We start from the raw sequence: 15,832 nt of genomic DNA, 5'->3' as shown, positions 1-15,832 counted from the left end.
ATGAAAAAAGTTCTACGGTTTTTATATGCTTTATGATAGAATAGATGAGAGGTGATGTAAATATGATTAACTGGATGAAAGAAGCAGAAAAATATAAAGATGAAATGATCAAAGATCTAGATGGTTTGGTACAAATTCCATCTTTGCGAAATAAGGAGGAAGCAAGAGACGGTGCTCCTTTTGGAGAAGGACCGCGAAAAGCTTTGGATTATATGCTGGCATTAGCAGAAAAGCACGGTTTTTCAACAGAAGATGTAGATGGATATGCCGGTGTCATCCGATATGGTGATGGTGAGGAAAGTGTCGGGATGTTAGCACATCTTGATATCGTTCCAATCGGTGAAGGATGGACAAAAGAGCCGCTTGCGCTGACAGAAAAAGATGGTTATTTATTTGGACGCGGTGTTACTGATGACAAAGGGCCTGCGTTAGCTGCTTTTTATGCATTAAAAATGTTAAAGGATCAACAGATCCCGTTGAAGAAAAAAATTATGCTGATCTTAGGTTGCGATGAAGAAAGCGGTATGGAATGTATCGAATATTACAAAAAACATGGCGAAATACCGCAGTGCGGATTTGTTCCTGATGCTGATTTCCCTGCAACTTATGGAGAAAAGGGCGGATTACATGTACTTTTAAAGGGAAAAGCAAATACTAAGATCGTATCCATGGAGGTAGGAAGCCGACCAAATATCGTTATTGGAAAAGCTGAATTAGAAATGCCTTATTGGAATGAACAGCTGCAGCAGCAGTTTGATTTTTATCTGCATTGCAATCAGTTGGAAGGATATGCAAAAATGCTCGGCGAACATGTTTGCCTGCATATCGATGGTGTCTTCTCTCATGCTGCAGAACCGTATAATGGTGTGAATGCTGCTCTTCATTTGCTTAATTTCGTTGGAAATGCGTATGACGATGCTTTTGCACGGAATACTTATGAAATGTTATGCGACTGGCAAGGCAAACCGTTGGGAATTGCTATGAATGGCGCTTATATGGGATTTTTGACAATGAATACAGGAATTATTTCATTAAAAGAAAATGGAGATTGTACGATCACGATTGATATCCGCTATCCAAATGATGCAAATGTTGAAAAAATCATGCAGGGATTTGAAAATGCATGCAAACAGCGCAATTATGATTTGAAACCAGTCTTAGAAAGCGACTCCAAGCCGCTGTTTGTCGATCCTACATCGCCATTGGTAACTTCATTGATGGATGTTTACCGTCAGTATTCAGGAGATCATTTTTCTCCAGCCAAAACAATCGGCGGCGGTACTTATGCAAGAAAATTCGAGAATTTTGTGGCCTTTGGATCAGAGTTCCCAAACAGTGAAAAAACCATTGAAGATTTTGTAGGAGGTCCACATCAAAAAGATGAGGGCGTGAAGATAGAGGATCTTATGAAAGCTACTGCAATTTATGCTGCAGCTTTAGAAACCTTAACAAAATAAGTAGGAGGAAGACCATGCGAATGCGAAAGCTGCCATGGGCAGAAGAATATCTTCAAGAGGCTCAAGTTGTTGTCAAACAGCCTGAAAAGTTAAAAGGAAAATGGAGAGAAACCATTCAAGGAGACAAACTGCATTTAGAAATTGGCTGCGGGAAAGGCGACTATTGGAATTTGATGGCCAAACAATATCCGCAAGATGGCTGGATCGCTATTGAGAAGAATGTCAGTGTTGCTGGGATAGCCGTTCGTAAATTCAATCAGATGGAAAATGATTTATCACATATGCGTTTTATCTGGGGAGATGCCCAAGCATTAGACGAATGGTTTGATAAAGGAGAAATTGATGTGATTCATTTGAATTTTTCTGATCCATGGCCGAAAAAAAGAGCACATAAGAAACGGCTGAGCAGTCCTGCTTTCTTAGCACAATATCGTTCGATTTTAACAAATGACGGAATTGTTCAGATGAAAACGGATAACTCTTCCTTATTTGAATTTTCTATTCTTCAGTTCCAAGAAGCAGGCTGGATATTAAAAGATTTTAGTGTGGATTATCGACGTGAAACACATGAAGAAGATGTAATTACTGAATATGAGAGACGTTTTTTGAATGCTGGACAGCCGATCTATCGTGCTGTGTGGCAGCGAAAAGTGGAGGTTATTGATGAAAGAAATGATGAATGAACTTGCGGGTTTAAAACAATTAGAAGAAATCAAAACAAGTGATGATGTTAATGTATTGGTATTTAGTGCAACCTGGTGCCCGGATTGCCGCTTTATAGAACCATTCCTGCCAAAGCTTATTCAACGTTATTCTACCTATCATTTCTGGTATGTAGACCGCGATGAATGGTTACAGGTTTGTGCAGATTTTAACGTGATGGGCATCCCGAGTTTTATTGCTTTAAAATCTGGAAAAGAAATTGGAAGATTTGTTTCTAAAAATCGTAAAACAGAAGCAGAAATTGATGCATTTTTACAATCATTGAATGGATAGGAGGATATCTGTATGCTGAAGGGTCTAAAAAAATTATTATTCAACACAGAGATGGATGATGTCAGTGAAGAAGGCACTGTAACAGATATTGAGCTGCCAAAAAAGGAGCCTAAAAATATATACATGGAAACACCTTTAGCGCAAGCAGAAAAAGAAGAGCAAAGTAATGAACAACGTCCATTTACCGGCATCAACGTAGATGTGGAAAAGCCTAAGAAACAGGAAATAAAAACAAGAGAAAAAGAAATTCATAAAAAACAGAAAGAAACAAAAACTGATGTCTCTGCTGAATATGAATTTCGTCCGGTCTTATCTCCTATTTTCGGTAATATGAATGAATCGGAAAAGAATCCAAAAGAAGTTCATGATGCTATTCATTTAAATAAGGCTAAGACGAAAAACCCTTTGAATACTGTATTATCACCTATGTATGGAGAATATGAACTGGAACAGTTTGAACAAGAAGCGAAAGATACTATTCAGAAACGCAAGGATAAAGAAAAAAGTTTACAAGTTGAATCTTCTCTTATGCATGATGCACAGAATGATGATGAAGATGAAAATGGCATGTTTTCTTTAGAGGATATGTTATCCTCTGAAGAAGATGACGATAATGAACCAGTTCAGATATCTTTATTTGGCGACAGTACACCTATCAAAGATGTTGCGATAAAAGAAGATACAGTCTATCAAGAAAAAGAATAGGATGTGAATGAAGATGCGTTATCATTTTATCGGTATTAAAGGATCAGGTATGGCTTCTTTAGCTGAAATCGTAGCAGATCGAGGAGAAGAAGTAACAGGCTCAGATATTGAAAAATACATATTTACACAAAAGCCTTTAGAAGACAGAGGCATTCCTATTACCTCATTTAATGCAGAGAACATTAAAGAAGGTGACACAGTCATTATTGGCCTTGCATTTGATGAAAGCAACCCGGAAGTAAAAAAAGCATTGCATACCCCAGGTATAAAAGCGTATTGGTATAATGAATTTCTAGGTGAATTATTAAAACACTATACATCGATTTCAGTTGCCGGTACACATGGTAAAACAACGACTACCGGAATGTTATCTTATGTTCTTTCACATGTTGCGCCAACGGGTTTTCTCATTGGCGATGGACATGGAGAGATGCCGAAACACGCAAAAAATTTCGTTTTGGAATCTTGTGAGTTTCAACGTCATTTTTTAGCATATCATCCTGATTATGCTATTATCACGAATGTCGAATTGGACCATGTAGATTATTATCACGGAATTGATGATTATTGCGACGCATTTCAAACTTTTGCCAATCAAGTAAAAAAAGGTATCGTATATTTTGGCGATGATCCACATTTACCTGGTTTTACTTATGAGGTTCCTGCTTATTCTTATGGTTTGTCAGATACAAATGATGTGCGTGCAATCAATGTAGTACAACATGCTGATGGGATGACATTTGATATTTTATTTCAAGGTAATCCTTTTGGTCATTTTGATCTTCCATACGTAGGACATCCGCTTCTATATAATAGTATCGGTGTTATTGCATTAGGGATCATGCTCCATGTAGATGCTGCTACATTACAGGAATCTTTAAAAACATTCCCAGGAGTACAACGCAGGTTTATTGTTGAAGAAAATGGACAAAATGTATATATCGATGATTATGCCCATCACCCTACAGCCGTTCGCTATATGATCGAAGCTGCTCGGATCAAATATCCTGATAAAAAAGTTATTGCAATATTTAAACCGGATCGTTTTTCTCGTGTTTCATACTTTTTGAATGACTTTGCAAAAGCATTAGATGATGCAGATGAAGTATATCTTTGCGATTTCCCTGCAAATGCTGTCCGTGAACCAGGAATTACGGTGACTATTGATGATTTGGTGAAGGCGAGCAGCAAAGCACAACTGATCAAAGAAGATGATGAGGCTGCACGATTCTTAGCACAACGCGGTCCTGCAGTTTATTTATTCATGAGCAGCAAAGATATCTATAAGCTCAAGAATAAAGTGAAAAATTTTCAATAAAGATTGTAACCACTTACAATATATGGTAATATATAAAAAGAATGAGGTGTGAAAATATGACATTGGATGATTTTCTTGTTTTATTAAGCGATACAGCCTGGAAATTAGTCCCTGTTGTCATTGTTGTATTGTTGATCTATGGTATCTTGCTTGTTCGTCAGGCAATTGACTTAACAAAGCAGACAAAGAAAACTTTGGAAACAATTGATGATGATTTGAAGAAATTAGATAAACCTTTGCATACGATCAATGAATTGAGCGAAACGGTTGATTTAGTTCATGAAGCAAGTCGCAATGCGGTACGTAGCGCTTTAGTGACAATCATAGAGAATGCCTCGAATATCAAAGAATGGATACTTTCCAAACGAAAATCAGAGGATTCAAAGATCTACGATGCGCAGGAGGAAAAAAACGATGGAATATAATGAATTAATTGAGGAAGCAAAAAATGAAGTTGAAACCATTTGTGAAAATGTACAACAGCAATTGACAGAATTAGAAGAAAAAGGAAATGAAGAAAGCCATCGTATGATCGAAGAAGCACGCGAAAAATTGGCAAAACTGATTGCAGATTCATCTAAGTGGTTAAAAGAGAATACAGAGCGTGATAAACTCCTCTCTAATTTGACACATTTACGTGATGAATGTATGCAATTACTTGGACAAACCAAAGAAAAAGCAATTGCTTTATCTAAAAATGAAGATTTTCAAGCTACTTTGCAAAGCGGAAAAGATTTTATCGTAGGCAGCGGACGTTTGATTGCGTCTGGTATGCGTGCCGGTGCAGATAAATTGATGGAAAATGATAAAATTGCTACTTTTGTGAATAAAGTAAACGATAAAGTAGAAGATTTAAAAGAAGATGAACGTGTGCAGGAAGGAACACAACGTTTACGCGAAGGGACGATGAAGATCGCAGACCGTGCTTATGACGGTATAAAGCGCTTCTTAAATAAGGATGATGAAGAAAAATAGGAATCGGAAAGGAGATCAGTTATGAAGCGAATCACAATTTACGATGTTGCCAAAGAGGCAGATGTATCATTAGCCACCGTATCAAGAGTGATCAATGGTTCAGAAGTTGTCCGGGAAGATACACGTGTAAAGGTACAAGAGGCTATAGAGAAATTAGGTTATAAACCAAATGCAATTGCACAAGGACTTGCATTACAAAAAACAACAACAATTGCTGTTGTCATGCCTGAGTCTAGTTTCTTTTACACAGGCGGGATTCTAAACGGATTGCTGGATACTGCAAAAATCTATAAATACAATATCATGTTACATTCAACATCCGCCGGAATCAATGAAATGACAGACGTAATTGAAAGTATCATCAAATCAAGAGTAGATGGCGTAGTTATCTTTAATGACAAGCTTGATCAAGATGAGCTGAATACGTTGAATCATTACAATGTTCCAATTGTCGTAATCGGCAACCGGATGTCAGAAGAAACGATTGGATCGGTTTATGTTGATTATGCAACTTTAGCTTATAACTTTGCCAATGAATGTATCGCAGCAGGAAAAACAGATATCTCTCTTGTAGAAGATCGAAAAAATCCTTCCATGATCAATCAAATCTTAGAGGGGTTAAATCGAGCATTTACGGAACATGGCTTGACATTTGATAAATTTATTCGTATTCCAAAAGAATATCGTTCATCTTATCTCTTTTTAAGTGATTACTACAAGAACAATCAACCTGCAAAAGTAATTATGACCTATCGTGATTCTCAGGCAATTGCTGTATTAAATGCCAGCAAAGAAGCCGGATTCACGATACCAAAAGATGCAGAACTTGTCTGTGTATTAGACAGCAAATACAATGCTATGCAGCGTCCGCAGATTTCAGCGTTTAAAATTCCTGATTATGATATGGGAGCTATGTCCATGCGCTTGTTGACAAAGATGTTGCACGAAGGTGATGAAATTCTAAATAAAGAGATGGAATTAAGTTACGTTTACATACCTCGTCAAACGACTATTCAATAAAGAAAGGCCCACTTTTTTGTCGGGCTTTTTTCTTTGTCTCCTGCTTTTTTTAGAAAAAAGGGAATTGAAAGAGGGATTGAAGAGATTTTATGTTTGTGATATACTTGTGTAGTCTATTTACGAGGTGAAGAAAATGGGAAGACATTTTGAAGTACGTGCTGCTGCAATGCAGAAAACGGCAAATCAGAAGGCAAAGGTATACTCACGTTACAGTAAAGAAATATTGGTTGCTGCTAAAAACGGAGAACCAGATCCAGAAATGAATCAAACGTTGAAAAAGACCATTGAACGTGCAAAAGCAAATAATGTGCCTACCGATGTCATCAAACGTGCGATTGAAAAAGCAAAAAGCAATGATACGGCAAACTATTCTTCTGCACGCTATGAAGGTTTTGGCAGCGGTGGAGGATCCAGCATCATTATCGATTGCTTGACCGATAATCCAAATCGCACCATTGCAAACTTACGTGCTTGTTTCAATAAGTCACATGCCAAATTAGGTGTTGGCGGTTCTGTTTCTTTCAATTATGAACATCTTGGTTTGATTGTTATTGAATATGAAGATGAAGAAGCAATGATGGATGCATTGATCATGGGTGAAGTCGATCTGAAAGACATTGAAGTGGAAGATGGTATGATGACAATTACTGTAGAACCGCAAGATCTGACAAAAGCCAAGGAAGCAATTGAGCAACTAATTCCAGACGTTACTTTCCAAGTTATGGAAGACACAATGCTGGCAAATGAGACTGTCGAGTTGCAAGGAGAAGACCTTGAATTATTCAAACGTTTAGTTACTTTGTTAGATGATGTAGATGATGTGCAGAACATTTATCACAATGTCAGCAATTTGCATGAATAAGAAAATGATCTCTATCAGTTGATAGAGGTTTTTTCATATACGGATAGTATATTATATGATAGAATAGCGGATAGGAGTGATAAAATGAATAAAAGAAAAGGGATTGTCAGTATAGCAGTTGTTATTTTTGTCATTATCCTTATCTGTATGATGTGGCTCAAAACAAATATACAAATTCTATATGACGGGAATGAAGTAAAAAGTGATTATCAAGAGACATTAGAATATCAGCAAGGCATGGATCTTCAACAAATTTCCCAGTCAGTTATTGATAAATTGCAAATCAAGAAAAACGGTGAAGATATTACTGACCAGGTTCATTTATTAGATACAGAACTTCCTGTTCTATCTTTAGGAGAATATACATTACATTTTGGAATCGACAATGATACGATCTTTACATATGACATAAAGGTTGTCGATACAACCCCACCTGTCATCACAGGAACACAATCTTATGTCGTAAAAACGAATGCTGCTTTTACAAAAGAAAATCTTGATTTAGAAGTATATGATGCATATGATATGAACGTATTGGATTCGCTGCAATTAAGCAATGTGGACAGCAGTAAAGAAGGGCTGCAGGAAGCTGTGGCAACGATCACTGATCAAAGTGGAAATATAAGTCAACTTTCTATTGAAATTCATTTTCGATCGGATGCAGACAAAGCAGCTAAAGGAAAACAAACGTTTATACAAAAAGATCTGTCAGATTACAGTGTCTTATTAAATTCCACTCATGCTCTGCCAGACGGGTGGGAACCTGCAGATCTCACTTTAATACAGCATGATGGTGAAAGTAATCAATATTTACGCAAGACAGCAGCAAGCGCATGGGATGAACTATATGCTGCGGCAAAAAAAGAAGGTATACATATCAATGTAGTTAGTTCTTTTCGCACGCAATCTTATCAAGAAAATTTGTTCAACAGCTATTTAGCAACAGATCCAGATGCAGCTAGTTACAGTGCTTTTCCTCGTACAAGCGAACATGAGCTTGGATTAGCATTAGACATCAGTTACGATTATGAGTTGCACGATGATCTACAGACCAGTACCTTAGGAAAATGGATGGAAGAAAACAGTTACCGATACGGTTGGATCGTACGTTATCCACAAGGGAAAGAGAATATTACGCAATATATCTATGAGCCTTGGCATTATCGCTATGTGGGTATAGATTTAGCTACTTACTTACACAAAAATAATTTCACTTTAGAAGAATATTACGCTAATCGTTCATAGGAGGTATAAAATGAAATGTGCAGTGTGCGGATATGAATGCGGAGAAGAAAAGGTTTGTCCCTATTGCGGCCAGCCATTGCCGCAGGTAGAAATGAATACACAAGATGTAGAAAAAGCAGCGGAAGAAGTGGAAATGCAAGCAAATCCTGTTGCTTCCGACGCTAAGGAATTGATTGTTTCGAATACATCTGTGCAGTCTTTCGGAGCTGGAAAAACGCTGATTGTGATCTTTGCATCTCTGTTTGCCGGATTTTTATTTGTGATCTGCATGACAGCAATCATCATGCAATGGAATCCTTTTTATATCAATCAATGGGAAAATGCTATATCCGATCATGATGATTCTTCTATATTTGACGATTACTTTGATTCTCATCACGATGGATGGGGCGATTCATATGGTGAGTGGTATTAGTGGATTCATTAAAAATGATTGACAAAGAACGTTACAATGAATAAACTATAAGTATATCTATTGATGAAGAGAGGCTTCATTTTGGAAAGCAAAGAGAAAAGTGGGTTGGTGAAACACTTTCTTTCCGATTGAATACAGACACTTCGGAGGAATCACCAGGAAATGGGTGATCGCATTTCGGCGTTATCGATTAAGGGCATATCTTTTGATATGAACTAAGGTGGTACCGCGTGATCAACGTCCTTAGACAGGGCGTTTTTTTATTGTTACCAAAGGAGGAAACCATGAGTTATCAAGTACCAAGAGGAACACAAGACATTTTACCGCAGGAAATAAGCAAATGGCATCGATTAGAGGAATTGATCCGACAATTTTGTTATGTATACGACTATGAAGAAATTCGAACACCGATTTTTGAACATACAAACGTATTTAAAAGAGGCAATGATTCCAGTGACATGGTAAATAAAGAAATGTATACATTTCGATTAGAAAACAGCAGCACGTCACTCACTTTACGACCGGAAGGAACAGCGGGTGCGGTTCGTGCTTTTGTAGAACATAAATTATATGGACAGCCTGATCTGCCTTTAAAAATGTATTATTGCGGACCGCAGTTTCGTCATGAACGTCCACAGAAAGGCAGAATGCGTATCTTTAATCAATTTGGTGTTGAAGTATTAGGTGCTAAAGATCCGCTGCTGGATGTGGAAGCAATTGCGCTTGGCTGGTCATTTGTTTCAGCATTAGGATTAAGCGATCTAAAAGTATTGATCAATACATTAGGAGATGATGAGTCACGAGATGCGTATCGTGCTGCACTCCGCGAACATTTCAAGAATGATATTTCTTCGATGTGCACAGATTGCCAAAGACGCTATGAACAAAATCCATTACGTATACTCGATTGCAAGATCGATCACGATTTACCTATCATGCAGTCAGCCCCTAAAATGAGCGATTATTTGAACGAAGCTTCCAAAACATATTTTTCAGCAGTTCTGGAAGGTTTAGATGCATTAGGGATTCCATATGAAATTGATGATCGTTTAGTTCGAGGATTGGATTATTATACACATACAGTATTCGAAGTAGTTTCTGTCAATAAAGAAATGGGTGCACAGTCGACTGTATTTGCAGGCGGTCGTTACGATGGCCTCGTCGAATATTTTGGAGGACCAAAAGGAATGAGCGGTATTGGCTGGGCCATGGGATTAGAACGTCTCCTCTTAGCATGTGAAGCAGAAGGAATTCAATTAGAAGAACAGCAAGGATTGGATGCTTATATTTTATGTTTGGCACCGCAGGCAAAGATTGCTGCTTTACAAATGGTAACAGAGCTTAGAAGCAATGGATATCGATGCGATATGGATTATTTAGGCCGTTCTTTTAAAGCACAATTTAAGAGTATTGAAAGAAAGCATGCTAAATATGCAATTTTCCTAGGCGATAAAGAATTGGAAACCAAACAGATTACGATCAAAGAAATTGCGACACAGCAACAGCATACAGTTCCACTAGATGATGTGGTCGCAGTCATGGATCGATTATTTGGTGAAATAGAAGCAGATGAAGATGGCTGTGCTTGCGGTCATCACCATGAATAGGAGCACAGAGATATGAGAAAAACACATACTAACGGAGAACTTCGCTTAAGCGATGTTGGAAAAAAAGTCGTATTGGAAGGCTGGGTTGCTAAACGCCGCAACTTCGGAGCTTTGGTCTTTGTTGATTTACGAGATCGGGAAGGTATCACTCAATTAGTTTTTGATGAAACAATTTCATCTCAGATCGTTGATGTAAGAAATGAATATGTCTTATGTGTAGAAGGAGATGTTGTTGAAAGGCAAGATAAAAATCCGAATCTTGCTACAGGCGATATTGAAATTAAAGTTACTTCCGTTGATATTGTCAATACAGCGGAAACAACTCCTTTGATCATTGCAGATGAAACAGACGCGTTAGAAGATACACGTCTAAAATATCGCTATTTAGATCTTCGCCGTCCTTGTTTGCAAAAGAATTTGATGTTACGCCATAAAGTAACGATGTTAACAAGAAATTATCTTTCGGATCATGGCTTTTTAGAGATCGAAACACCTATCTTATGTAAATCAACACCGGAAGGGGCACGTGACTATCTGGTTCCTAGCCGGATCAGCAAAGGCAGTTTCTATGCCCTGCCACAGTCTCCACAAATTTATAAGCAGCTGTTGATGATCGCAGGATTTGAAAAATATTTCCAGATTGCCAGATGTTTCCGTGATGAAGATCTGCGTGCGGATCGTCAGCCTGAATTTACGCAAATCGACATCGAAATGAGTTTTGTTGAGGAAGAAGATGTATTTGCAGTTGTTGAGGGATTGATGCGCGAAATATTCTCTAAATTAAAAAATGTCGAATTGCCTGCCTTCTTACGAATTCCTTATGTGGAATGCATGCGCCGTTTTGGCAGCGATAAGCCGGATATTCGTTTTGGTATGGAATTACAATTGTTAAATGATGTTTTTGCAAATACCGGATTCACTATTTTTCAGAATATATTGAATCAAGGCGGAGAAGTCAATGCAATCGTTGTTAAAAATGCTGCTGATCAATTTTCACGTAAACGCTTGGATAAGTTGCAAGAATATGTGCGTATTTATGGCGCAAAGGCACTTTCCTTCTTGAAATATGGGGCAGATGGATTTAGTGGAAGCATTGCAAAAGCTATCAGTGAACAGGAAAAAAATGCGCTGGTCGAAAAATTGGATATTACAGCGAATGATTTGATCTTGTTTGTAGCTGATAAACGTGCGATCTCACAGACTGCACTGGGCGCATTACGAGTAAAATTGGGACATGAATTAGATTTGATCGATCAAGATAAATTTGCATTCTTATGGGTAACCAACTTTCCAATGTTTGAATACAGCGAAGAAGAACAACGTTATGTAGCAGCACATCATCCTTTTACTTCCCCTAATTTGGAGGATATCGACAAATTAAAAGAGGATAAAGCAAATTGTTACTCTCGTGCTTACGACCTTGTTTTGAACGGATATGAACTGCTAAGCGGATCCATCCGTATTCATGATCAAAAGCTGCAAGAACAAGTATTTGAAGCGATTGGTCTAAGCAAAGAAGAAGCAAAAGAGCGCTTTGGATTCTTCTTGGAAGCATTCCGTTATGGTACACCTCCACATGGAGGTGTTGGAATTGGCTTGGAACGTTTGGTCATGATCCTAGCCGGAACGGACAATATTCGTGATGTAGTTGCTTTCCCTAAGACTGCCAGCGCAAGTGATTTAATGAGCGAAGCACCAAGTGGTGTTGATAAGAAGCAATTAGATGAATTGCATATCTCGATCAAAGAATAAAGCAATGTATTTGTTAAACGAATAGAAAAAAGGATTGATTCCTGCATTATGCCGATCCCGAAAAGTTAGACAAAAAGTTTAACGATGAAAGGCCGGTACAAGAATCGATCCTTTTTATTTATTTTCTTTTTTTTCACCTTCTAGAAAATAAGTAGCCTCCATATCGGCTGTGCTCAGAGCAAACGCCAAAGGGAAGTGTTCAAAAGTATAGCTGATACTGCGGGGATTGTCGTATTCATTTGCAAAACCCATGTGATAGCGAATAGCAAAGCTTTCATCCCGCGTCAAACGCATAAAACCAGTGATCATATACACACTTTTTTCTCCATGTCCATAAGGAAGATCATCTTGAAATTCAAAGGTATCTACACTCTGCCATTGTCCATTGACCTTTACATTGCGTTTAGAGGGATGATATACATTTACTTTGCAGATATCATGCAATAATGCAACAATTGCAATACTTTCTTCACTAACATCTTTTAATCCATACATTTGCTGCACCCGATCCCTGGAAAGATAGTCTTTTAAACATGCATAGACGTTTAAGCTGTGCTCCAGCAATCCGCCTTTATAAGAACCGTGAAAGCGAGTACTTGCAGGTGCTTCAAAAAAATCACAGGAACGACTGCATAAATACTCCAATAAGCGACTGCTTCCTTCACGATGTATTTGAGTTTGATAAATCTCGATAAATTTTTCTTTATTTGTCATAATGTCACATCCAATTCTTACCAATATTTAAACCTGTTTTACCTAAAATTGTTATTTCATATGTTTTTCAGAATGTCAAGAGTATACTTTCAAAAAAAATTTGCTATACTAAAGTTGCCTTAAGAAGTTCACATTTTTCCGACAATTTGAGATACGGGAAACCGGATGTTGTAATTTGGTGTGAAAGCCCGCTACGCGCGGGAATCCTAAAAATTTACACAGGTTACCCACCTGTATATACAGGGAAAAGATCTCGCTTCTTAAGGCGCAAAAAAAACACGATGATCATTATTGATCATCGTTCAGACTGTTGACAAAGGAGTCGACAGTCTATTTTTTATATGATAGAATAAAAAAGGCAAAAAGGATTCCTATTTTACCCAAAAACATATGATTCTTTTTGCCTTTTATAATGCTTGAACTGGTATAATAAAAGTGGGTGAAATAGGAGTGATAAGATATGGCAATGACAAGAAGAAACAACAAAAACGATAATATTATATTAAATACGATAGAAGAACTGGTACCACAGGATCATGATGTCAGAATGCTGGAAAGCTGCATTGACTGGAATTTTATCTACCCTCTTGTAGAGAATCTTTACAGCGATGTTGGCAGACCGAGCATAGATCCTGTGGTGCTTTTTAAAATGATCTTCATCAATATCATTTTCGGAATAGGCTCTATGAGAAAGACCTGCAGAGAAATACAGGTAAACCTTGCATATCGCTGGTTTCTGGGGATCTCCATGGATGAAAAGGTACCAAATTATTCTACATGGAGCCAAAATTATATCCGCAGATATAGCGATAGCGAAGTATTTGAAAAAATCTTTGATCAGATACTGAAACAAGCGGTCTCTTATGGTTTTGTGGATATGGATAGCGTATATGGAGATTCCACGCATCAAAAGGCAAATGCGAATAAAAACAAGTATACCGACGAAGAAGTTGAAATCATGAAGAAGGTTTATGAAAACGATCTGCTGGAGGAGATAAACAAAGATCGTGAGGAACATGGCAAGAAACCAATCAAAAAGAATGAAAAAGAAGAATTGAATTTTGATGAAAATTAAAACGGGACATAGAAACAAAACATATAAAAATGAGCAAAACGGATCCGGCAAGCGGCTGTTTCCATAAAGGGGAAAAGGAAAAATGTTTTGCATATTCACATCAAACGTTTTGTGACAGAAACGGATTTGTGCTGGCAAGCGTATGTGTTGCGGGAAACATACATGATAGCGTATCTTTCTTTTCAGCATATAAAGTATTGAATGAAAAATATACGGATCAAATAAAAAATATATGTTTGGATGCAGGATATCTAACACCGGCAATATGCAAGACGATATTAGAAAATGGACAAAAAATGTATGCGCCTTATAAAAGACCGATGACGAAGCAGGGATATTACAAGAAATACGAATATGTATATGATGAAGGATACGACTGTTATCTGTGTCCGAATCATAAAGTACTGTCCTACAGCACGACAAACAAGCTTGGATATAAAGAATACAAATCAGATCCAAAAGATTGTGAGAACTGTCCGCTAAGAAAAAGATGCACATCATCAAAGAACTTCCAGAAAGTAGTGACACGGCATGTATGGGAGAAATACCGGGAAGAAGTAATGGATGAGATACGGCATACACCAAAGTGGAAGGAAATCTATCCTAAGCGAAAAGAAAGCATAGAGAGAGTATTCGCAGACTGCAAGGAACATCATACGTTGAGATATACCAGATTAAGAGGATTAGAAAAAAAACAGCATCAATCGCTGATGATTTTTGCGTGTCATAATCTAAAAAGAATGTCCAAATGGAGATGGAAAAGCATCTCTAAAACCACACGATATTACGTAAAAAAACATAATTATTAGCTATTTTAAGGAAAAAGAAAAGCGATACTTATTTATAAGTACCACTTTGTCAACAGTCTGCACGATGATCATTATTGATCATCGTTTTCTTTATCCCATAGAGCGATTTGTTCTTTGTTATGAAGCATATAGATGAAATTGCCTTTTGCCATCGGATATTCTACATATAATTTTTGCAATAATTCTTTGATGTCCTGTCTTTGTGTGAAACCATCATTTGGACAAGTACTTTTTACAAAAGGAATATCATTTGATTTTTGTGCTTGTACGATATCATTTTCATGGCAATAAATCAGAGGCCGAATAAATGTGGTATCCGTACGGCTCATATACATTTTTGGTAAAAATGTGGCAATCTTGCCGCCATGAATCATATTTAAAAATAATGTTTCTACTGCATCATCACTATGATGACCAAAAGCTACTTTCGTACAACCAAGCTCTTTTGCTGCTGTAATGACGGTTGCTTTTTTAAATTTAGAACAAAGTGAACATTGCAATGCACCGTTTTTTGCCAGGTTGCGTTTTAAAATTGCATAAATTTGAGATGGGAAATGGTGTAATTCAATACCCCAGGTTTTACAGAATTGATCTACTTGTGCAAAATCCATATTGGGAAATCCCATTTCAATATGAATGCCCACGACTTTAAAATTCTTATCTTTAAATTTTGAATACATGTGCAAGGCACAAAGCAGGACCATAGAATCTTTTCCTCCGGAAACACCTACAGCGATTACATCTCCGTCTGCAATCAAATGATAATCATGATCCGCTCTTCGAATCTTACGAAGGATCGTTTGTAAATTCATAGCATTCCTCCTTCACAATTTTTAATTATATCTAGAATAGTGAAAAAAAACAACGAAAGGTAGAAAATGA

At 37.4% G+C, this 15,832-nt stretch carries 17 protein-coding genes, 1 other RNA gene and 1 other annotated feature; of the genes, 16 read left to right on the top strand and 2 right to left on the bottom strand.

Translation table 11 applies throughout. The annotated features are described in order from the left end of the window. Positions 1 to 62 precede the first annotated feature (62 nt). The 13 genes from pepV (at position 63) to aspS (ending at position 12,352) form a co-directional block, all read left to right on the top strand. Positions 63 to 1,457 (top strand): dipeptidase PepV, encoded by a 1,395-nt coding sequence (gene pepV / locus BQ9859_RS01040; RefSeq protein ID WP_456237766.1) that lies wholly within the window; start codon positions 63 to 65, stop codon positions 1,455 to 1,457. Next, on the top strand, positions 1,454 to 2,140 hold the full coding sequence (gene trmB / locus BQ9859_RS01035; RefSeq protein WP_268874584.1) for a tRNA (guanosine(46)-N7)-methyltransferase TrmB: 687 nt from the start codon (positions 1,454 to 1,456) through the stop codon (positions 2,138 to 2,140). The genes pepV and trmB overlap by 4 nt, the downstream gene beginning before the upstream one ends. Next, the gene (locus tag BQ9859_RS01030) at positions 2,121 to 2,453 is read left to right on the top strand and encodes a thioredoxin family protein (RefSeq protein WP_083662582.1); all 333 of its coding nucleotides are present in this window, start codon (positions 2,121 to 2,123) and stop codon (positions 2,451 to 2,453) included. Before trmB ends, BQ9859_RS01030 begins: the two co-directional genes overlap by 20 nt. Before the next feature lie 12 nt (positions 2,454 to 2,465). Then, positions 2,466 to 3,158 carry a hypothetical protein gene (locus BQ9859_RS01025; protein ID WP_075876335.1) on the top strand — a complete coding sequence of 231 codons (693 nt, stop codon included), beginning with the start codon at positions 2,466 to 2,468 and terminating at the stop codon, positions 3,156 to 3,158. Between the two features lie 13 nt (positions 3,159 to 3,171). Continuing rightward, positions 3,172 to 4,476 (top strand): UDP-N-acetylmuramate--L-alanine ligase, encoded by a 1,305-nt coding sequence (murC, locus tag BQ9859_RS01020; protein ID WP_075876334.1) that lies wholly within the window; start codon positions 3,172 to 3,174, stop codon positions 4,474 to 4,476. 56 nt (positions 4,477 to 4,532) lie between these two features. Beyond that, positions 4,533 to 4,901: a hypothetical protein gene (locus tag BQ9859_RS01015; protein ID WP_075876333.1), complete on the top strand. Its 369-nt coding sequence runs from the start codon at positions 4,533 to 4,535 to the stop codon at positions 4,899 to 4,901. Beyond that, a complete protein-coding gene (locus BQ9859_RS01010) occupies positions 4,891 to 5,451 on the top strand; it encodes a hypothetical protein (RefSeq protein WP_075876332.1) in 561 nt (186 codons plus the stop codon). Before BQ9859_RS01015 ends, BQ9859_RS01010 begins: the two co-directional genes overlap by 11 nt. 21 nt (positions 5,452 to 5,472) lie before the next feature. Further along, on the top strand, positions 5,473 to 6,471 hold the full coding sequence (locus BQ9859_RS01005; protein ID WP_075876331.1) for a LacI family DNA-binding transcriptional regulator: 999 nt from the start codon (positions 5,473 to 5,475) through the stop codon (positions 6,469 to 6,471). 133 nt (positions 6,472 to 6,604) lie between these two features. Beyond that, positions 6,605 to 7,333, top strand: coding sequence for a YebC/PmpR family DNA-binding transcriptional regulator (locus tag BQ9859_RS01000; RefSeq protein WP_075876330.1), 729 nt, complete (start codon positions 6,605 to 6,607; stop codon positions 7,331 to 7,333). An 84-nt stretch (positions 7,334 to 7,417) separates the two neighbouring features. Further along, positions 7,418 to 8,578, top strand: a complete 1,161-nt coding sequence (locus BQ9859_RS00995; protein WP_075876329.1) for a M15 family metallopeptidase — start codon at positions 7,418 to 7,420, stop codon at positions 8,576 to 8,578. 10 nt (positions 8,579 to 8,588) lie between these two features. Then, the gene (locus tag BQ9859_RS00990) at positions 8,589 to 8,993 is read left to right on the top strand and encodes a zinc ribbon domain-containing protein (protein WP_075876328.1); all 405 of its coding nucleotides are present in this window, start codon (positions 8,589 to 8,591) and stop codon (positions 8,991 to 8,993) included. 51 nt (positions 8,994 to 9,044) lie between these two features. Beyond that, positions 9,045 to 9,241, top strand: a binding site (T-box leader). Positions 9,242 to 9,277: 36 nt separating this feature from the next. Then, positions 9,278 to 10,600: a histidine--tRNA ligase gene (gene hisS, locus BQ9859_RS00985; protein ID WP_075876327.1), complete on the top strand. Its 1,323-nt coding sequence runs from the start codon at positions 9,278 to 9,280 to the stop codon at positions 10,598 to 10,600. Between the two features lie 12 nt (positions 10,601 to 10,612). Next, complete coding sequence (gene aspS, locus BQ9859_RS00980) at positions 10,613 to 12,352, top strand: aspartate--tRNA ligase (RefSeq protein ID WP_075876326.1); 1,740 nt, start codon at positions 10,613 to 10,615, stop codon at positions 12,350 to 12,352. Between the two features lie 114 nt (positions 12,353 to 12,466). Here the strand turns inward: aspS and BQ9859_RS00975 are convergent, their stop codons facing one another. After that, entirely contained in the window at positions 12,467 to 13,066 is a 600-nt protein-coding gene (locus BQ9859_RS00975; protein WP_075876325.1) for an HD domain-containing protein, read from the bottom strand. A gap of 111 nt (positions 13,067 to 13,177) precedes the next feature. Here BQ9859_RS00975 and ssrS point away from each other — a divergent pair. From ssrS to BQ9859_RS12885, 3 genes are all read left to right on the top strand, one after another. Then, positions 13,178 to 13,341, top strand: a non-coding RNA gene (gene ssrS / locus BQ9859_RS00970) — 6S RNA. 185 nt (positions 13,342 to 13,526) lie between these two features. Continuing rightward, on the top strand, positions 13,527 to 14,141 hold the full coding sequence (locus BQ9859_RS12890) for a transposase (protein WP_407940055.1): 615 nt from the start codon (positions 13,527 to 13,529) through the stop codon (positions 14,139 to 14,141). A gap of 29 nt (positions 14,142 to 14,170) precedes the next feature. Continuing rightward, on the top strand, positions 14,171 to 14,950 hold the full coding sequence (locus BQ9859_RS12885; RefSeq protein WP_407940054.1) for a transposase: 780 nt from the start codon (positions 14,171 to 14,173) through the stop codon (positions 14,948 to 14,950). A 71-nt stretch (positions 14,951 to 15,021) separates the two neighbouring features. Here the strand turns inward: BQ9859_RS12885 and BQ9859_RS00960 are convergent, their stop codons facing one another. Further along, a complete protein-coding gene (locus BQ9859_RS00960) occupies positions 15,022 to 15,762 on the bottom strand; it encodes a tRNA 2-thiocytidine biosynthesis TtcA family protein (protein ID WP_075876324.1) in 741 nt (246 codons plus the stop codon). Between the last annotated feature and the right edge of the window lie 70 nt (positions 15,763 to 15,832).

This window comes from Merdibacter massiliensis, assembly GCF_900155395.1.
GTDB lineage: Bacteria > Bacillota_I > Bacilli_A > Erysipelotrichales > Erysipelotrichaceae > Merdibacter > Merdibacter massiliensis.
The sequence above is the reverse complement of the archived record's forward strand: the minus strand, read 5'-3'. Positions and strand labels throughout refer to the sequence as shown.